The organism is Kribbella sp. NBC_00662 (assembly GCF_041430295.1).
GTDB lineage: Bacteria > Actinomycetota > Actinomycetes > Propionibacteriales > Kribbellaceae > Kribbella.
Genome location: NZ_CP109029.1, coordinates 3,265,414 through 3,282,844 on the forward strand (window position 1 = coordinate 3,265,414; position 17,431 = coordinate 3,282,844).

18 protein-coding genes are annotated in these 17,431 nt (G+C 67.7%); 8 read left to right on the plus strand and 10 right to left on the minus strand.

Going from position 1 to position 17,431, the window contains the following annotated elements:
- Nucleotides 1-81: 81 nt before the first annotated feature.
- Entirely contained in the window at nucleotides 82-753 is a 672-nt protein-coding gene (locus OHA10_RS16525; protein ID WP_371407090.1) for a DUF998 domain-containing protein, read from the plus strand.
- Between the two features lie 41 nt (nucleotides 754-794).
- Here OHA10_RS16525 and OHA10_RS16530 read toward each other — a convergent pair whose 3' ends face one another.
- On the minus strand, nucleotides 795-2,087 hold the full coding sequence (locus OHA10_RS16530) for an esterase-like activity of phytase family protein (protein ID WP_371407091.1): 1,293 nt from the start codon (nucleotides 2,085-2,087) through the stop codon (nucleotides 795-797).
- Nucleotides 2,088-2,149: 62 nt separating this feature from the next.
- On the minus strand, nucleotides 2,150-2,641 hold the full coding sequence (locus OHA10_RS16535) for a VOC family protein (RefSeq protein ID WP_371407092.1): 492 nt from the start codon (nucleotides 2,639-2,641) through the stop codon (nucleotides 2,150-2,152).
- 120 nt (nucleotides 2,642-2,761) lie between these two features.
- Here OHA10_RS16535 and OHA10_RS16540 point away from each other — a divergent pair, with 120 nt between their 5' ends.
- Nucleotides 2,762-3,421: an alpha/beta fold hydrolase gene (locus OHA10_RS16540; protein WP_371407093.1), complete on the plus strand. Its 660-nt coding sequence runs from the start codon at nucleotides 2,762-2,764 to the stop codon at nucleotides 3,419-3,421.
- On the opposite strand, the gene OHA10_RS16545 is transcribed toward OHA10_RS16540, so the two are convergent.
- Both OHA10_RS16545 and OHA10_RS16550 read right to left on the minus strand, forming a co-directional pair.
- Complete coding sequence (locus tag OHA10_RS16545; RefSeq protein WP_371407094.1) at nucleotides 3,311-4,528, minus strand: serine hydrolase domain-containing protein; 1,218 nt, start codon at nucleotides 4,526-4,528, stop codon at nucleotides 3,311-3,313. The genes OHA10_RS16540 and OHA10_RS16545 overlap by 111 nt on opposite strands.
- Nucleotides 4,529-4,570: 42 nt before the next feature.
- Nucleotides 4,571-7,540, minus strand: a complete 2,970-nt coding sequence (locus OHA10_RS16550) for a PQQ-dependent sugar dehydrogenase (protein WP_371407095.1) — start codon at nucleotides 7,538-7,540, stop codon at nucleotides 4,571-4,573.
- Between the two features lie 224 nt (nucleotides 7,541-7,764).
- Here OHA10_RS16550 and OHA10_RS16555 point away from each other — a divergent pair, with 224 nt between their 5' ends.
- Both OHA10_RS16555 and OHA10_RS16560 read left to right on the plus strand, forming a co-directional pair.
- A complete protein-coding gene (locus tag OHA10_RS16555) occupies nucleotides 7,765-8,664 on the plus strand; it encodes a GIY-YIG nuclease family protein (RefSeq protein ID WP_371407096.1) in 900 nt (299 codons plus the stop codon).
- An 18-nt stretch (nucleotides 8,665-8,682) separates the two neighbouring features.
- Nucleotides 8,683-9,276, plus strand: coding sequence for a hypothetical protein (locus OHA10_RS16560; RefSeq protein WP_371407097.1), 594 nt, complete (start codon nucleotides 8,683-8,685; stop codon nucleotides 9,274-9,276).
- On the opposite strand, the gene OHA10_RS16565 is transcribed toward OHA10_RS16560, so the two are convergent.
- Genes OHA10_RS16565 through OHA10_RS16575 form a run of 3 tightly spaced genes read right to left on the minus strand, consistent with a single transcriptional unit; the run spans nucleotide 9,266 to nucleotide 11,315 of the window.
- A complete protein-coding gene (locus OHA10_RS16565) occupies nucleotides 9,266-9,991 on the minus strand; it encodes a hypothetical protein (protein WP_371407098.1) in 726 nt (241 codons plus the stop codon). The genes OHA10_RS16560 and OHA10_RS16565 overlap by 11 nt on opposite strands.
- Nucleotide 9,992: 1 nt before the next feature.
- Nucleotides 9,993-10,517 carry a SigE family RNA polymerase sigma factor gene (locus tag OHA10_RS16570; RefSeq protein ID WP_371407099.1) on the minus strand — a complete coding sequence of 175 codons (525 nt, stop codon included), beginning with the start codon at nucleotides 10,515-10,517 and terminating at the stop codon, nucleotides 9,993-9,995.
- A 57-nt stretch (nucleotides 10,518-10,574) separates the two neighbouring features.
- A complete protein-coding gene (locus tag OHA10_RS16575) occupies nucleotides 10,575-11,315 on the minus strand; it encodes a TrmH family RNA methyltransferase (protein ID WP_371407100.1) in 741 nt (246 codons plus the stop codon).
- A 118-nt stretch (nucleotides 11,316-11,433) separates the two neighbouring features.
- Between OHA10_RS16575 and OHA10_RS16580 the strand changes: the two genes are divergently transcribed.
- Entirely contained in the window at nucleotides 11,434-11,985 is a 552-nt protein-coding gene (locus OHA10_RS16580; protein WP_371407101.1) for a hypothetical protein, read from the plus strand.
- Nucleotides 11,986-11,991: 6 nt separating this feature from the next.
- Nucleotides 11,992-12,954: a GNAT family N-acetyltransferase gene (locus OHA10_RS16585; RefSeq protein WP_371407102.1), complete on the plus strand. Its 963-nt coding sequence runs from the start codon at nucleotides 11,992-11,994 to the stop codon at nucleotides 12,952-12,954.
- Here OHA10_RS16585 and OHA10_RS16590 read toward each other — a convergent pair.
- On the minus strand, nucleotides 12,944-13,234 hold the full coding sequence (locus tag OHA10_RS16590) for a DUF4287 domain-containing protein (RefSeq protein ID WP_371407103.1): 291 nt from the start codon (nucleotides 13,232-13,234) through the stop codon (nucleotides 12,944-12,946). The two genes, OHA10_RS16585 and OHA10_RS16590, sit on opposite strands and share 11 nt — an antisense overlap.
- 129 nt (nucleotides 13,235-13,363) lie before the next feature.
- On the opposite strand from OHA10_RS16590, the gene OHA10_RS16595 reads away from it, so the two are divergent.
- Nucleotides 13,364-13,558, plus strand: a complete 195-nt coding sequence (locus OHA10_RS16595) for a DUF3072 domain-containing protein (protein ID WP_371407104.1) — start codon at nucleotides 13,364-13,366, stop codon at nucleotides 13,556-13,558.
- Here the strand turns inward: OHA10_RS16595 and OHA10_RS16600 are convergent.
- The gene (locus OHA10_RS16600; protein WP_371407105.1) at nucleotides 13,555-14,961 is read right to left on the minus strand and encodes an aspartate aminotransferase family protein; all 1,407 of its coding nucleotides are present in this window, start codon (nucleotides 14,959-14,961) and stop codon (nucleotides 13,555-13,557) included. The genes OHA10_RS16595 and OHA10_RS16600 overlap by 4 nt on opposite strands.
- Before the next feature lie 39 nt (nucleotides 14,962-15,000).
- Here OHA10_RS16600 and OHA10_RS16605 point away from each other — a divergent pair, with 39 nt between their 5' ends.
- Nucleotides 15,001-16,314: an MFS transporter gene (locus tag OHA10_RS16605; RefSeq protein WP_371407106.1), complete on the plus strand. Its 1,314-nt coding sequence runs from the start codon at nucleotides 15,001-15,003 to the stop codon at nucleotides 16,312-16,314.
- Here OHA10_RS16605 and OHA10_RS16610 read toward each other — a convergent pair.
- Nucleotides 16,244-17,407 carry an MFS transporter gene (locus tag OHA10_RS16610; RefSeq protein ID WP_371407107.1) on the minus strand — a complete coding sequence of 388 codons (1,164 nt, stop codon included), beginning with the start codon at nucleotides 17,405-17,407 and terminating at the stop codon, nucleotides 16,244-16,246. The genes OHA10_RS16605 and OHA10_RS16610 overlap by 71 nt on opposite strands.
- Nucleotides 17,408-17,431 lie beyond the last annotated feature (24 nt).

Sequence of the window (17,431 nt, forward strand, 5' to 3'; positions counted from 1 at the left end):
TATTTCGTCTGTGGTGTCGAACCGGCGCGCGGCCGCTCGACGCAGGGGTGACGGACTCTCCTCTGCGGAAGGATTTTTGAGATGACTACTCACGATGTGACCGTTTCGACCGGGAGCGTGTCCACCCGCGCCCTGCTCACCGGCGGCGCGATCGCCGGTCCGCTGTACGTCGCGGTGTGGCTCGTGCAGGCGTTCACCCGCGAGGGTTTCGACATCACCCGCCACCCCGCCAGCCTGCTCGCCAATGGTGGTCCCGGCTGGATCCAGACCACGAACTTCATCGTGAGCGGCTTACTCTCGATCGCCGCCGCAGTCGGCCTCCGCCGCACCCTCGCCGGCCGTCCGCACGCCACCCGGGTTCGCGGTGGGGTCTGGGGACCATGGCTGGTAGGTGCCTACGGTTTCGGTCTGCTGCTCGCCGCCGCGTTCCCCGCGGATCCTGCGGCCGGCTTCCCGGTCGGCACCCCGGCGGACTACGCCGAGATCAGCGCTCGCGGCATGGGCCACTTCGTTGCCGGCGGCATCGGCTTCACCGGCCTGATCGCCGCCTGCCTGGTGATCGCCGCGCACTACCGCTCGATCCGCCGCCGCGGCTTCGCCCGCTTCTCGGCTATCACCGGCGTCCTGTTCTTCGCGGCCTTCGCCGCGCTCAGCGCCGGCGCCGGCAGCCGCCCCACGATCATCGCGTTCGACCTCGCCGTCGTACTCGGCTGGACCTGGCTCACCGCGGTCTGCCTCGACAAGCGCCGCTGAAACCGGCCCTGGGAGCCTCCTGAGCTCCCAGGGCCGTTCCTTCAGCGCAGGCGGATCGTGGCCAGTGTCGTCTCGATGCCGCTGTCGACCAGGTTGCCCTCGGCGTCGAAGGCCGCGGGTCCGTCGGTCATCCCGAAGTCGTTGTCGTTGATGACGACCAGGGTGTCGTGCGGCAGCAGCGCGACACCCTCGATCTTCTTCGGCGCGCCCTTGACCGTGTTCAGGTCGAGGAACAGCTCCTTCTTCAACACCGGCACGCCGGTCGCGTCCGCCTCGTACGACGGGGTGGTCGCAACGTCGTCCCACTTCGAGCCGAGGATGTCCCCGGACGGCCGCAGGACGACGCGCTGCAACCGGGCGGCGTTGTCGGTCCGCTCCTCCACCAGCACCGTTTCGGGGCCGGCAGCAACGATCGACGAGATCTTCAGCTCGCTGGTGTCGTCCTCACCCGGGTCGACGACACCGACCGGGTCGAACTGGTACGCGTACTCCGCCGTCAGCTTTCCGCGATGCGGCGAGAACCGGAGCAGCCGGGTGTTGAGTGATGCCTCGCCGACCTTCTTGGTCGGGTTCGAGAGCGGGCTCTGCAGTGCGAGGACCAGGTCGCCGCCGGGCAGCTGCGCCAGCCCCTCGAAGCCGCGGTTGATCTTGCGGGTCAGGAAGATCGCCGGCAGCGACTCGATGACCGGGTAGTCGGCGCCCTTCAGGTTCAGGCCCTTCGGGACGTACCGCGCGAGCACCTGACCGCGGCTCGACACGTGCACGAGCGACGGGCTGTACTCGTCGACCAGCCAGAACGTGCCGTCGTTCGCCCGGACGATGCCCTCGGTATCGAGGCCGTTCGGGTTGATGCCGAGCCGCGTGGAGGCGTCGAAGTTGTACGGCAGCTCGTCGCGGCTCTCCTGGTTCGACAGCCCGGTGACTGGCTTGCCGTGCCGGGTGGTGATCGGGATCGCGTCGATCACCTGCAGCTTCTTGCCGTCGACCTTGACCTTCACGATCGCCGGGTCGAAGCCCGGCACCGGGAACGTCCGCCGGTTCACGTCGTCGATCTTGATCTGCCCGTTCGGCCCCCGGTCCGTCACGGTCCAGAACTCGCCGCTCCTACCCGCCGGGAAGATGTCACTCCCGATCCCACCGAGGTCGACCTTCCGGTCGTTGTCGACCGACCCCCGGATCAACGAGTTGGAAAACTTCCCCAACGAGATATCCGGCAACGTCGCCGTCCCCACCACCTTCGGCCCCCGGTCACCGGCGACGGCGGCCGGCGCCGTACCCGCCACCAACGCGGCAACCCCCACCACCGAAGCCGCTACCACCCACCTACGAGCCATCCCAACTCTCCCCTCACAGACGTCCTCGCGACCCTCGCCGGACCGCGTGAACGCCACATGAACTACGGGACTCGCGAGCGCATTTCCGTGGCGAATGATTCCTGCAGGCGGCGCATGGTGGCGGCCTCGGCGGGGTCGGCGAAGAGGGCGGGCAGGTCGGCGGGGTCGACGTCATACACGTGAGTCTGGATCCACCAGATGTTGCCGGCCGGGTCCTTGATGCGGGCGCCGCGGTCGCCGACGATGCGGGAGGTGGTCAGCTCCGTGACGACGGTTGCGCAGGCGGCGACGGCGCGGTCGACGACTGCGTCGGCGTCGTCGACGTACACACTGAGGAAGCTGGGAGTGTCGGGCCAGTCGGGTTGGGCGTCGAAGGCCATCACGACCGAGTCGCCGATGGTGATTTCGGCGTGGCCGATCGTGCCGTCCTCGTTGTGGACGGCGAAGGCCGGCTCGGTCCCGAAGGTCTCCTGCACGAACTCGAGCCAGGCCGCGGCACCACGAACGGCCACGTACGGAGTAACAGTCGACTTACCGCCAGGGTTCTTGGTCATGCCTCTAGCTTGGCCGCAGTAGAGGACAGGTTCTGGCCTTTACAACAGTTGGCGGCCAATGGGTATCAACTGGCTCGCTAGCGGTAGCACGCCAAGGGGTGGATCCGGTGAGATTGCCTCATGACGACATTTGTTCTGATCCCCGGTGGTTGGAAGGGCTCCTGGGCCTACGAGGCAGTGATCCCGCTGCTGGCCGGTCACGACGTCCACGCCCTGACGCTGACCGGTCTGCACCCGGACGACGACATCGCGACGGTCGCCGCCGCCAACCTCGACACCCACGCCGACGACGTACTGCGGTTGCTCGATCGCGCCCACCTCGACGACGTGACACTGGTCGGCCACAGCTACGCCGGGATGGTGATCACCGCCGCCGCAGACCGAGCCGGCGGACGGATCTCGCGAATGGTGCATCTCGACGCGTTCGTACCGCGCGACGGCGAGTCATGGTGGTCGTCGGTCAACGACTACTTCCGCGAAGTGGCCGTAGCCGGAGCGGCAACCACCGGGTACGCCGTCAACCCGCCCGGCGCCCGCGATCCCCGTCGCCGCCCTCACCCGCTCGCCTCGTTCATGCAGGAGATCCGGCTCACCGGCGAGGTCGACCGGATCCCTCGCCGGGACTTCGTCTACTGCTCGGGCTGGGAGGAGCAGACGCCGTTCGCCGAGCTACGCGCCCGACTCGAGGCCGATCCCGCCTGGCAGGTCCACGTCGTACCGACCGGCCACGACGTGATGCACGAGGCGCCGGAGGCAGTCGCCGACCTGTTGCTTGGCTAGAGCCTCGACCAGGCGGGCCGCGCGCTGGTCGCCGTGGCCGATCATCCGGTTCGCGGTGTAGGCGAACGCGATCCCGTGATCGTCGTCCGCGAAGGCGAACTGACCCCCGGCGCCGTCGTTCGCGAGACTGCGCGGACCGAGAGTACGACGGAAGGCCGAGTCCAGCAGGAAGCCGGATCCCCATCGCGCACCGGCGTCGAAGCCCAGGTAACTCGTGCCGGACGAAACCTCGCGGGCCGCATCGGAGACCGTCTCCCGAGACAGCAGCGGGTCGGCGCCGTCGAGTCCGGTGATCGCGGCGGCGTACACGCCGGCGAGACCGGTCGCGGAGGCCACGGCCCCGGCGCCGGGCAGCTCTATCGCAAGCAGGGCCGGATCGTTCCAGCCATGCGCGACGTCGATCCCGGGGAACTCCAAAGCTCCGTTCATCGTGACGATCCGCATCAACAGATGCTCCGGGTCCAGCGCCGGCGGACGCCCCTCGGCCTCCTCCAGCCGGGCCAGGTTCGGCAGCTCCGACGCGGGCAGCCCGATCCACGCCCGCAACCCGAGCGGATCACCGATCACGCTCCGGAAATATGCCCCCGGCAACTGTCCGGTCAGCCGCCGCACCACCTCGCCGAGCACGAAGCCGAACACATGCCCGTGATACTCGTACGTCGTACCCGGCTCCCACAGCGGCTTCTGATCCTCGATCGCGGTGATCACCGGCGTCCACGCCGCGATCTCCTCGAACGAGAGCGTCTTGTCCAGCACCGGGATCCCGGCCCGATGACCGAGCACCATCCGGCAGGTGATGTTCTCTTTGCCGTTAGCAACAAACGACGGCCAGTACGTCCCGATCGGCTCGTCGAGCGACAGCTGCCCGGACTGCGCGAGCAGGTGTACGACGACACTCACCAGCCCCTTCGCACACGAGAACACCGGTACGACGGTCTCCTGCGACCACGGCCGCCCCGGCGCCGCATCGCCGTCCCAGAGCTCGACCACCTTGTGACCGCCGGCGTACACCGTGACGGCCGCGCCCAGCTCCGGAAACAGCGAGAAGTTCTCCGCGAACGTGTCCGCGACCGCGCCGTACCCCTCGTCCACCCAACCCTTGCTCATGCAGGAGACGATAGGTCCGGCCCGGCCGTCGGAACGACTGAATTACGGCAGCACCCACTTCTGGTTCGTCGCGGTGGTGCAGGTCGCGAGGATCAGTTTGGTGCCGTTCGCACTCGACCCACCGGTCGCGTTGAGGCACAGGCCGGACGCGGCGTTGACCAAGGTGCCGTTCGCCTGCGGCGTCCAGCGCTGGCCCGGCGAACCGTCGCAGGTCCACAACACCGCCGGGGTGTTGAGGGTTGTGGTGCGGGCCGACAGGCATTTGCCCATGGTCCGAACGGTTCCGTCCTCGAGCGACGGCGTCCACAGCTGGTTCGCCGACGACTTGCAGGTGTAGAGCGTCGTCGGCGTACCGTCCGCGGTCGCGGCCTGGTAGACGTCGATGCACTTACTGCCGATCCCGGTCACGAGCCCCGTGTCCTGGAAGACGCCGAACTCCCACAGCGAGTAGTAGCTGCCGGCAACAGCTCGCTTGGTCGCGTTGATCCGCACGTACCGCGCGTAGTTCGGCGAGAACACGATGCTGTCCGTGCCGCCGTCGCCGCTCACCGTCGACGCGACGGTCTTCCACGTCCGCCCGCTCCCAGAAACCTGGATCTGGTAGGACTTCGCATACGCCGTCGACAACCAGTTCAGCAGCACCCGGTTGACCACCTGCACCGATCCCAGATCGATCCGGAGCCACTGCGGATCGGTCCGCGCACTCGACCACGCCGTCGACATCGACCCGTCAACGGCCTTCGACGCCTCCCGCCCCGCGAGATAGGTGCTAGAGGCAAGCGCCGGTCGACCACGGGCAATGTTCCGCTTCACGCCGTACGACGCCATGTACGTCGTGGCCGCCGCCGGTGCAAAGAGGTTGTGGTTGCGCGCACCGCCGTCCGACCAGGTCGCGAACCGGTAGAGCTGGTTGGCAACCGGCTGGGTCGGATCAGCCGAGACCGACACGCTCGACCCGACGATCACCGTGGAGGTGAACGGAGTCTTCGCCGTCGTGTCCAGCGAGGTGACCGGCAGCCCGGCAGGCGAGGAGGCGAGCCGCAGCCCGACCGTCTTCGGATCGAGCCGCACGCTCTTCGTGTCGGTCAGTCCTTGCGCATCCGTCGCCGTCAGCTTGAGTTCGAGGTACGACGGATACTCGTGATCCGGCGCGGTGAAGGATCCCTGCGAACCGGTCATCGACGTGATCGTGTGCGTGTGGCAGTCGCTCGGACAGTGATGCATGATCAGCGACCAGGTCAGGGCCGACGCGGGCAACGTCCCTTGCTCCGGATCGGTCGCCGAACCCGAGAAGCTGATCGTGTCCCCGACCTTCCACGTCGTCGCCGGACCAGGTGACGTGATCAGCGCGGTCGGCGCGGTATTGGCCACGTTGATCTGCAGGGATGTCGCATTGGTCACATGACCGTCCGACACCTTCAACCGCGCGACGACCTCTCCTGACGTCGTATACGTATGCTGCACGGTCGCTGCCGTCGAGTCGTCGTACACGCCGTCACCGTCGAGGTCCCACGCGTACGTCAACGGGTCGCCGTCGGCGTCGTTGGACGCGGTCGCGTCGAACGTGACTGTCAACGGGGTCGGCCCGCTCGACGGATCCGCGTGGATGACCGCGGTCGGCGGGTTGTTCGTCGCGTCGTACACGTAGCGAAGCAGTCGGCCGTTGTCGTAGTCGACCGCGAACAGGTCCCCACCCGGACCGGTCTGCAGCTTCGTCGCGCCGTACCCCGAGGCGAAGTTCTGGATCTTCGCGGGATCCGGCAGACCGTTCGCGCCGGGCATCATCGCCCAGACGCAGCGCCGGCTGTAGTCGGCGAAGAACAGCGCGCCGTCGTACTGCGCCGGGTAGTTCCCGCCGCCGTAGAACTGCATCCCGGAGATCGACGAGCTGCCGACGGTGCAGGTTTCGCCGGTGACGATGTGGTCGCTGTGCTTGTACGCGTAGTACGGCGCGGTGACCGCGGACGGGCCGGCGGCGTACAGGTTCTCGCACAGGTTGACGTTGATCGCGTCGTACCCGGGCTGCCGGGCGGCGCCTTCGTAGCAGGGCCAGCCGAAGTTCGTGACCTTCGCGGTCGGGTCGACGATCCGGTCGATCTCTTCCCAGGTCGAGTAGCCGACGTCGCCGATCCACATCTCCTTGGTTCCCGGCCGGAACGTGAACCGCATCGGATTGCGCATGCCGTTCGCGACGATGCGGCGCGTGTTCAGGTCCGCACTGCTCGACGCCGGATTGCCGGGAGCGGCCTGGCCGGTGTCGGGATCGATGCGGATGATCGAACCGTCGAGGCTGGTCGGGTCGCCGGTCGTCCGGACGTCCTGCGCCCGGAGCGCACCGCCTTCGGCGGTCGGCGGCGTGAGCGTCGTACCGACGGCCGCAGGCCCGTCACCACAAGGGTTGTCGGGTGTGACATCGGACGACGGGTAGCTGTCCTGGCCGTAGTCGATGTAGTTGAAGCTCGCGCCGTCGCCGCCGCCGGCGTACAGCATGCCGTCCGGGCCGAACTCGATCGAGCCGATCGAGTGGCTCGGGAAGACCTGGCACCAGTCCTCGACCAGCACCTGCTCGGCGCCGGTCCCGTTGAGGACCGAGAGTCGCGCGCTGGCCTGGCAACCGTCGGCGGTCGGGCCGGGCGGGGAAGGACAGGGGTCGTCGTTGGTGTCCGGTGTACCCCATTTGGGTGTCGGTCCTCCGATCAGCCCGTCGTGTGTGTACAGCACGTAGATCCGCGGATCCGTTGGGAAGTTGGGGTTCAAGGCCATCCCGAGCAGGCCGCGGTCCCAGTAGTTGTAGACCTCGGTGCGGAGATCGGCGTACACGCTCGGCGTCGGATCCTCGAGCGAGTCGAAGACCTTGATCAGGCCGCTCTTCTCGGCGACGAACACCCGGCCGTCCGGCGAGAACGCGACGTTCGTCGGATTCGTCAGCCCGGTGAACACCACCTGCTCGCTGAATCCGGTCGGCGCGACCGCGGCCTGTGCGGGCGCGATCACGGCGAGCGGCAGCAACACCAGGACACACAATGCAGGCAGCGCACGACGCAGCCATGTGGCGGATAACCTCACGAAGCCCCCCAGCCTCCCAGGTCCGGTGCTCGCCCTCACAGCCCCCTGCGAACACTCGGATCGCTCGCCAGAATGACCTGCACCGTCGTGGCGCACAACCCCAGATGCGCATTCGTTTCAAACACTCAACCCAATGTCACGCGCACGGTCGGACCGTGCACACTGGGCTGATGAAACGCAGCGTCCGGGAGTTGCCGACAGTGCCGGGCGTTTACCGTTTCCGTGACGAGGCCGGCAAGGTGCTGTACATCGGCCGCGCCCGGAACCTTCGGCGGCGCGTGCAGTCGTATTGGGTGAACCTCGGCGACCGCCCGCATCTCGCCCGGATGGTACGGCGGATCGCCCGCGTAGAAGGCGTTTCGTGCGATTCCGAACACGAGGCGGCCTGGTTGGAGCGCAATCTCCTCGAGCATTCGAAGCCGCGATGGAACCGCACCGAGGGCGGCGCGGAGGTCGTCGGCTACATCCGCCTCGCCTCCGGATCCAAACCAGGCTTGCGTTTTGAGCACACGGTCACCGGTTCGTCACCGCATTTCGGTCCTTACCTCGGTGGGCTGCGGATCAGGCAGGCGATCTCCGGTCTGCATCGGGTGCTGCCGTTGCAGTACACGGTGGAGGGTGATGGGTCGGCCGAGGAGTTCGGGCGACTGTTCGGGATCGGGCCGGCGGATCGCGAGGCATTGGCTCGTACGGCGATCGCCGTACTGCAAAGGGATCCGGCTGCGGTGTCGATGTTGCGTGAGGAGTTGGTACGTCGTCGGGATCGTGCTGCGGCAGAGCTGCGGTACGAGTTCGCGGCCAAGGTGCAGGGCGAGCTCGAGGCGCTGGATTGGATCGTGGCGGAGCAGAAGGTTGCTTGGCTCGAGCCTACGGACGCGGATGTGTACGGGTGGGCGGACGGCGTACTCGTGCGGTTCGAGTTGCGTGGTGGGCGGATGCGTACGTGGACGGTGCGGGCAGTTCATGAAGCGACGGCGCGGGAGCGGGTGGCGGCGACGCCGGAGCTGTGGCGGACGTTTGCTCAGCGGAACGCCGAGTTGGCGGCACGGCTGCTCAAGGTGACTTCTTGATTACCTAGCATGTCGTGCATGACTTACCCGCCTTTGTTTCCGCAGCAGCCTTCGCCGAAGCGGTCCCGGGGTCCGCTGCTGCTCGTCGGCGGGCTCGTGCTGCTGCTGATCGCGATCGTCGTGACGGGTGTCGTGCTGGTCATCAAGCGAAGCGATGACAAGCCTGCCGCCACTCCCGCGGCCCGGACGAAGCCGTCGGATCCGACCGCGGTCGAGTTCCGTCGGGTGCTGTCCGCGAAGGCCGGCACCTGTCCCACGCCGGTGCCCGACGGTACGGCGTGCGACGCGAAGGGCATGCGGTACACGCTCGGCAAGGTCGAGCTCGACGGCAGCAACGTGACCGAGGTCAAGAGCGGCATCCAGCAGGGCTCGACGACCGGCGGATGGTACGTCGGCCTGACGCTCGACGAGGAGGGCACCAAGCTGTTCGCGCAGCTCACCTCCAGCCTCTCCCGGGAGACCCCGCCCGCGAACCAGTTGGCGATTGTCGTTCGCGGACAGGTCGTCACCGCACCCACGGTCCAGTCGGCCATCGCGGGCGGCAAGATCGAGATCTCCGGCGGCTACACCCGCGACTCGGCTGAACAGCTGGTCGGGGAGATCACCGGCTAGCCGCGACGTACTCCGCTTTGCCCGCGTACTTGAAGCGGATGATCGCGTGCGGCATCGGCCCCGGCCAGAGCGAATGCTCCACGCGGCGGTAGACGAAGTACCCGTCCTTGACCTTCGCGACGCCGACATGCCCGTCGGCGGTCTCGACGGTGACGCGTGGGGGAGTGCCTCGCGGGACCGTGCCGAACACGCTTGTCACGCTCGATCCGGGTTGGGCGCCGCGACCTTCCGCGGCGCTCTTGCGGAGAACGATCCCGTCCTTCGCTCCGCCTGGTACGACGGACAGCTTCGCGCCGTTACCCCACTCGGTCGTGCAGAACGCGACCGTGCTCTTCGACTGCCGCACGATCGACATCCCGAATGTGTCCTGCGCGTAGAGGACGACCGGCCAATTCCAGCCCGCGGCACCTTCGCCGTCCGCAGTGGTGCATATGCCCGTGCTTCCACCAGGCCCCACCGAGGGCAGCCCGAGCGGCGTCTGGCTCGGTGTTCGCGCCGGGGCGACCGGTTCTTCGCTGGACCGGTCGATCGTTCCGACAACAATCGTCGTCGCACCTGCCACCACAGCAACCGCGGCGGTTGTCGCGATCGCGTTCGCCACGCGACGTCGACGTACCTGCCGGCGACCGGCGTGCAGCAGGCCCGCCACATCGGGGACGTACGGCGCCTGCGCGTTGACGGCCTCTGTCATCAGGTCTTTGAGTTGGTTCGTCATGTCAGCCTCCCAGTTCGGCGAGGTCGAAGTCGGCGAGGGCCGGGTGCAGCCGGAGCTTGTCGAGCGCGCGCATCGTCTGGCTCTTCACGGTGCCCGGCCGGCATCCGAGTACGTCGGCGGTCTCGTCGACGGACAGGTCGTCGAAGTACCGCAGTACGACGCAGGCCCGCTGCCGCTCGGGGAGCTCGGCCAGCGCCTGCGTGATCACGAGCCGCCGCTCGACACGGCCGACGTGATCAGTGGGATCGGCCTCGCCGGTGAAGTACGTGTCTCCGCCGACGATCTCGGTGCTCGCCCGTCGGCGCAGCCCGTCGAGAGTCGCCGAGACGACCACTTTCCGCGCGTAGGTGACGATCCCGCCTTTGTTCTGCAGCTTGGGCCAGCGGCGGTACAGCCGCAGTAGCGCTTCCTGGGTCGCATCCTCGGCCCGTCGACGGTCGCCGCAGAGCAGGTACGCCGTACGCCACATCGCGTTGGCGTGATGGGTCACGAACGCGGTGTACTCACCCTCCGCCTCGCTGTCCAACCTGTCCTCCTCAACTCGCGCTGCGCAATAAACGCGTCGTCGGGAGGTTCGGTTGCATCAGCGATTGGTGACCTCGAAGGCGACGACCGCGGCGGCGACGGCGACGTTCAGGGATTCGACACCGGCGTGCAGCGGGATCTGCAGGTCGGAGTCGGTCGACACCGTGATGCCGTTGGTCTCGCCGCCGAGCACGTAGACGGCGCGCGGGGCGAGCTCGGCCTTGAAGAGCGAGTCCTGCGAGCGGGCCGCGAGCCCGTAGATGTGGTAGCCGGCCGTTCGGAGCAGGTCGACCGCGGCCTTCGCGGTGGAGGCGTTCACGATCGGCGCCTGGAACGCGATGCCGGCCGAGGCCTTGATCACGAGCGGGCCGACGTGCGGCGTACCCGCCTTCGGCAGGATCACCCCGTCGAAGCCGGCGCCGGTCGCGGTCCGCAGGATCATGCCGACGTTGCCCGGGTTGGTGACGCCGTCGAGCAGGAACACGTTCGTCGGCCGCTTCCCGCGGGTCCGGACGAATTCCTCCAACGGTGTCATCCGCGGCGCATCCACGTCGGCGACGACACCCTGGTCGTGCTTCCCGTTCCCGGCCAGCCACTTCACCCGGCTGGCCGTCGCCCGCTCGACCGGCGTCCCGTACCTCTCCGCAGCTCTGAGGATCTCCTGCATCGAGCCGCCGGTCGCGTTGTCGGCCAGCACCACCTTCGCCACGGAGAGCTTCGGATCGTGCAGGGCCTCGAGCACAGGCTTGCGGCCGTAGACCGTGATCCACTTGTCGCGCGGTGACTTCCTCGATTCCACCCGCCTACGGTACGCCATCACCCAGCGTCGAATTCCAGGCACTTAAGATCACCGCGCCGAAATGTCAACTTCCGCCTCTCTGAATGCATCGAACAGGTGTCTCAAAGGGGGGACACAAATGAAGCATTTCCATTCCATCCGCACCACGATCGCCGTACTCGCGGTGGTTTCGGTTCCAGCTGTTGCTGTACCCGCAACCGCCTCGGCCGCCACCAGTTGCCGGACCGCCTGGGGTTCTTTGCCGGAGGCAAGTAACAAGGCGAGCACCGCCATGCTGGCGACGATCCGCAGCGGGCGGCACGCCTGCTTCGACCGCGTCGTCTTCGACCTCACCGGCGAACCCGCCACCTACACCGTGCGTTACGTCAAGAATGTCTACCGCCCCGGCGCCGGCCATCTCGTCCCACTCCGCGGGGGCGCGAAACTGGAGGTCATGCTCGGCGTCCGCGAGTTCGACGACGCCGGCCACTGGGCCTACCAGCCGGAGGAATCCGACATTCCGAACGTCGCCGGGTACCGGACTCTGCGCCAGATCGAGTACGCCGGCAGCAGCGAAGACACTGCCTGGATAGGGATCGGGCTTCGCGCCCGTCTGCCGTTCCGCGTGTTCACAGTTGACGGTCCGGGCTCCGGCAGCCGAGTCGTCGTCGACATCGCCCATCGATGGTGAGGCGCGATGACCACCGCCGTACTGCCGACCGAGTACACGGTCCGACCGCCTGTGCCTGCCGATTCCGGGGCGATCTTCGCCCTGGTGTCGGCGTACGACACCGCTGTGATCGGCTCCGCCGACTGCACCTTGACCGACATCACCAGCGGCATCGTTGACCCAGGCTCCGAACCCTCGACCGACGGCTGGTTGGTACTCGACCGGGACGACGTGCCGGTCGGCTACGGGACGGCTTTCGGTAAGGGCAATCGCGAGGTGACCGAGATCGAGGTGGTGTCGCAGGACCCGGTGGTCGCCGGCTGGCTGTTCGACCGATCCATGCGACGTGCGGAGGAGATGGGACGCCAGGCAGGCCACGCGTGCGTCACTGTCGACAGCTACGTCTACAGCGCCGACGCGTCGCTGCGTGCACTGTTGGCCGACCACGAGTTCAGCCGCGGTACGACGTTCAACCGGATGCGGATCGACCACACCGGACCGGTCGCGGCCCCCGACGTACCGGCCGGCTATGTCGTTCGTCGTGGCGCGGACGACGACCGGACCCGCCGGATCGCGCACGATGTCATCATCGACTGTTTTCGTGGTCAATTCGGTTTTGTCGCCCGCCCGCACGAGGAATGGCTGGAGGCTCGCGCGGCGTACGCCAATTTCTCGTGGTCCCAGTTCACCCTGCTCGAGCTCGACGGAAAAGCAGTCGCGTTCCGCGACTGCAGCGATCGGGATGTCGAGATCGAGAATTGCGGCCATATCGACGGGCTCGGCGTGATCGAGTCGGCCCGGGGGCGAGGTCTGGCCACGTACCTGCTCCGCGACGCCTTCGCCCTCGACGCAGCCGCCGGCCGGACCGGCACGATCCTGCACGTCGACACCAACAACCCGACCCCGGCGCTGCACCTCTACCTGTCGGTCGGCATGCGTCCAACCCTGGTCATCGAGGGTTGGCGACGTACCATCCCGGCTACGCGTTGAGCGGGTTTGTTGCTTTCCCGTCCAGCCAGAGCAAGTTGCTGGGGTCGGAGTGGGTGCCCTTGGTGCCGACGTGTTTGTCGCTGATCTGCGGGCCGTTCTTGATCACGTGCACGAGCGCCATCGCGTGGCCCCGGCCGAGGTCGTAGTCCGCCTTGAGCCAGTCGCAGATCACGCCGGCCTTGACGTCCTGGTACCCCTTGGCCTGAGCCTCGTCGACCAGCTCCCGCGGGGTCCGGCCGGTCTTCTCTTCGATCTTGTCCAAGTACGCCTGGAACGACATGTTTCCTCCTGTGATCGTTCGTACGCCTGTGCGTCGAACGACTTCGGCGGAAATCGACAGGGTGCATGAGAGTTGATCCTGTGGGTACCGGGCGCTCGACAATCGAGCGGGTGTTCGACAGGAGGAAATATGACGGTGCATCCAGTCCCGGACAAGGATCCGGACGAGTGGACGACCGGCGACGAGCCGATGACAGGCGCGCAGGCGTCGTACCTGCACACCCTGGCCCAGGAGGCAGGCGTCGACGTACCGGACCAGCTGTCGAAGGCCGACGCATCCCGCCTGATCGACGAGTTACAGGACCGCACCGGTCGCGGGAACTAGATTTGTTGGAGGCACCGTAGGACGGCCTCGGCGGAGCGGTCGATGTCTTCGGGGCCGGTTGTCCAGTTGGAGACCGAGATGCGCATGGCAGCCTTGCCCTGCCAGGTGGTGCCGGACATCCAGCAGGTGCCTTCGTTCTGTACTTCGGTGACCACGCGCCGGGTGACAGCGTCGTCGTCGCGAAAACGAACCAGGACCTGGTTGAGCACCACGTCGTTGAGGACCTCGACGCCCGCGCCCCGCAGTTGGTCTGCGAATCGATTTGCCATCGCGTGACAGCGGTCGACGATCTCGGCGATGCCATCACGTCCCAGCGCACGGATGGCGGCGTACACCGGGATGCCGCGTGCCCTTCGCGAGAACTCCGGGTTGTAGTCGAGTGAGTCGCGTTGACCGTTCTCGTCCTGGATCAGGTACGCCGCCCGGATCGACATCGCGGCGCGGTGCGGTTCGGGGTGTGCGCAGAGCACGATGCCCGAGTCGTACGGCACGTTCAGCCACTTGTGCGCATCGGTTGCCCAGGAATCGGCTCTGTCGATCCCGTCGACCAGTTGCCCAAGGCCCGGACTGACGGCGGCCCACAGCCCGAACGCTCCGTCGACGTGGACCCACGCATCGTGTGCGTGCGCTCGGTCGCAGATCTCCGCGATCGGGTCGAACGCTCCCGTGTTCACGTTTCCGGCCTGTGCGCAGACGATCGTGGGCCGGGCGATCCCGGTCCCACCCGCGGTCCGGCCGGGATCCAAGTCGAGCGCCTCGGCGAGCGCGTCGGTGCGCATCCGGCCCTGCTCGTCGACCGCGATCGGCACGATGCAGTTCGTCCCCAGGCCGAGGAAGCGCAATGCGCGGTCGATCGTGTCGTGGCGCTCCGCCCCGGCGAGCACCCGGATCGGCGGCGCCCCGATCAGTCCGTCCCGCTCCACGTCCCACCCGGCGCGTCGCAGTACCTCATGCCGTGCCGCCGCCAACGCGGTGAAGTTCGCCATCTGCGCGCCGGTGACGAACCCGACCGACGTGCTTCCCGGCAGCCCGAACAGTTCGGCCAACCACCTGGCCGTCACGTCCTCGACGACAGCCGCGGCCGGCGACGCGGCGTACAAACCGGCGTTCTGATCCCACACCGTCGTCAGCCAGTCCGCAGCGAGCGACGCCGGCGTCGCGCCGCCGAACACGAACCCGAAGAACCGCGCACTCCCACTCGGCAACAGTCCGTCATCGACCCCCTTCGCAAGGTGCTCAACCACCTCACGCGGATCGGTCGGCCCGGTCGGCAGCGGCCCGCCGAGCGCTTGATGCAACTCGGCCGCCGTAGCCCGCGGCCCCACCCGCCGCTCCGGCAACGCCCCCAGATAAGTCAACGCCCGGTCGTACGCCTCGGACAGCGGCCCCTCCCAATCAACCATTCCTCCTTTGTACGCCAGTCCCGGCGCTACAGTTCGCAGATGCGGATGCGGAGTCAGTGGCCGGCGATCGTCGGGTACTCGTTGGTCGGCGCGGCAACCCAGCTCGTCTGGCTGAACTTCGCCGGCGTTACCACGGTCGCCGCCGACCACTACAACGTCTCCGAGAGCGCGATCGGCTGGCTGGCCCAGGTCTTCCCGCTCTTGTACGTCGTACTCGCCATCCCGTGCGGCCTCCTACTGGACCGCTGGTTCCGCCCCGCCCTGATCGCCGGCGCCGTACTCACAGCTCTGGGCGCGCTCGTCCGCCTGATCGGCGACGACTTCAGCTGGCTCCTGGCCGGCCAGATCCTCGCCTCGATCGCCCAGCCCCTGGTCCTCAACGCAGTAACCGGCATCACCGGCCGCTACTTGTCCGAGAAGGACCGCCCCACCGGCATCGCCGTCGGCACCGCAAGCATCTTCGCCGGCATGGTGATCGCCTTCCTCCTCTCCGCCATCTTCACCACCGCCTCCTCCCTCCCGACAATGCTCTGGGTCACCGCAATCTTCTGTGTCCTATCAGCAGTCGTCCTCGCCGTCGTCGTACGCCGCCCCGGCCCCTTCGAGCCCAGCAACACGACGTTCACCTACTTCGCCTACGAGCCCCTGACCCCACAAGAAGCCCTTCCCACCCCCCACGCCGACGCCGCGCCCGCAGACGCTCCGGCCGCGCAAGCGAGTGCGTCCGCTGACTCCGGCTCCGTCCCACCCGGCCGTCCCGACCGTGGTGCTCTCGCAGCTGCCTGGGGTGACCCGCTGATCCGACGCCTCTGCGTGCTCGCGCTCTTCCCGTTCGGCGTGTTTGTTGCCATGAGCACCTTTGCCCAGGCTCTCCTCGAACCAGCCGGCGTCAGCGGCGGCACCGCCAGCACGATCCTCCTGGTCAACGTGATCGCCGGCGTCCTCGGCAGCGCGATCATCCCGATCCTCGTCGTACGCCGCCACGCCGAATCCACCCTCCTCGTCGTCAGCCTCACCGCGACCGCCGCAGCTTGCGTCCTCCTGGCACTCGCCCCCGGCGTACTGACCGGCTTCGTAGCGATCACCCTGATCGGCCTGCTCCTGCTGCCGGCCCTCCCGATCGTGCTCGAGCTGGTCGAACGCCGCACCGGAGAAGCCGAAGGCACCGCCGCCGGCCTGATCTGGATGTCTGGCAACCTCGGCGGCCTCATCGTCGCGGTCGTGGTCGGCCTACTGGTCGATCACCCGCCCGCCGCGTTCCTGGTGATGGCCGCGATCGCGCTCATCGCGGTACCGGGAGCTCGCGCTCTTCGTCGCCCGATCGCCGAACTCCGATCGCAGTCACAACCGTAGCCAGCAACCCACCAGCTCCCGCGGTGATGAACGTCGTACGGGCGTCGGTCTGCTGCAGCAACAACCCGCCCAACACGTACGAGATCCCGGCCGCCAGCCCGATAGCGCCGTACAGATTGCCGAACACCCGACTGCGCAGGTGCGCCGGCACAACCCGCTGCAGATGAGTGTTGAGTCCGACGTCGACCCCCGAGATCCCCAGCCCGCGAATCACCTGCAACGCGAGCGCCGCCCAGATCGCCCACGCGAGCCCGGTGACCAGATTGCCCACGCTGCTCACCGCGAACCCGGCGAGCATCAGCGTCGGCATCCTGAAGCGGCCCGCGTACCGAGCCAGGATCATGAACCCGATGATGAGCCCGATCCCCACCCCGGCGTACAGCGTCGCCGACGCCGAGTCGCTCCCGCGCAACTCGTCCTTCGCGAGGAACACCATCGCGACGTCATCCACGCCGTTGAACGCGACCACCGCGAAGAACCCGAGCCCGATCACGCGCACAGCCTTGGTCCGCCAGATGTACCCCAGCCCGTCGCGCGCGTCCCTGAGGAAGCTGTGCCCCGACGCCTCAGCCCGCGGAATCCGCGGCAACCGACTCAAGAACGCCGCCGACACGAAGAACGTCGCCGCATCGATCAACAGAATCCCGCGTACGTCGGTGACCAGGAACAGCGCGGCCGCGATCAACGGCCCGACCGCCTCCAGCCCGAACGTCCCCGCCCCGAGCGCCGAGTTCGCCGCCTCGAGCTGCTCGTCCTTCACCAACCCCGGCATCGCATTGCGCGACGCGGCCTGAAACACCGTCGCCGTAACACTCCTGACCGCCACCATCACGAGCAACACCGGCAACGGCGGCAGGACGAGCGCCAACCCAGCCGTCAACACCCCCTGGACCAGGTCGCAAACCACCATCACCCGCTTGAGATCGAACCGATCCCCGATCGCCCCCGCGAGCGCCCCGAACAACCCCGGCACAAAATCCCCGGCCAACAGCAACAACGCCACCGCCGGCGCCGCCCCCGTAGACCCCTGGACATACAGCAGCAACGCCACGAGCCCCAGCGAGTCCCCCAGGAACGAGACCGACCGAGCCACCCAAAGCCGCCGAAACCCCACCGA

Coding starts and splice junctions, on each gene's coding strand:
- OHA10_RS16525 (WP_371407090.1), top strand. CDS start 82: ATGACTACTCACGATGTGACCGTTTCGACCGGGAGCGTGTCCACCCGC.
- OHA10_RS16530 (WP_371407091.1), bottom strand. CDS start 2,087: ATGGCTCGTAGGTGGGTGGTAGCGGCTTCGGTGGTGGGGGTTGCCGCG.
- OHA10_RS16535 (WP_371407092.1), bottom strand. CDS start 2,641: ATGACCAAGAACCCTGGCGGTAAGTCGACTGTTACTCCGTACGTGGCC.
- OHA10_RS16540 (WP_371407093.1), top strand. CDS start 2,762: ATGACGACATTTGTTCTGATCCCCGGTGGTTGGAAGGGCTCCTGGGCC.
- OHA10_RS16545 (WP_371407094.1), bottom strand. CDS start 4,528: ATGAGCAAGGGTTGGGTGGACGAGGGGTACGGCGCGGTCGCGGACACG.
- OHA10_RS16555 (WP_371407096.1), top strand. CDS start 7,765: ATGAAACGCAGCGTCCGGGAGTTGCCGACAGTGCCGGGCGTTTACCGT.
- OHA10_RS16560 (WP_371407097.1), top strand. CDS start 8,683: ATGACTTACCCGCCTTTGTTTCCGCAGCAGCCTTCGCCGAAGCGGTCC.
- OHA10_RS16565 (WP_371407098.1), bottom strand. CDS start 9,991: ATGACGAACCAACTCAAAGACCTGATGACAGAGGCCGTCAACGCGCAG.
- OHA10_RS16580 (WP_371407101.1), top strand. CDS start 11,434: ATGAAGCATTTCCATTCCATCCGCACCACGATCGCCGTACTCGCGGTG.
- OHA10_RS16585 (WP_371407102.1), top strand. CDS start 11,992: ATGACCACCGCCGTACTGCCGACCGAGTACACGGTCCGACCGCCTGTG.
- OHA10_RS16590 (WP_371407103.1), bottom strand. CDS start 13,234: ATGTCGTTCCAGGCGTACTTGGACAAGATCGAAGAGAAGACCGGCCGG.
- OHA10_RS16595 (WP_371407104.1), top strand. CDS start 13,364: ATGACGGTGCATCCAGTCCCGGACAAGGATCCGGACGAGTGGACGACC.
- OHA10_RS16600 (WP_371407105.1), bottom strand. CDS start 14,961: ATGGTTGATTGGGAGGGGCCGCTGTCCGAGGCGTACGACCGGGCGTTG.
- OHA10_RS16605 (WP_371407106.1), top strand. CDS start 15,001: ATGCGGATGCGGAGTCAGTGGCCGGCGATCGTCGGGTACTCGTTGGTC.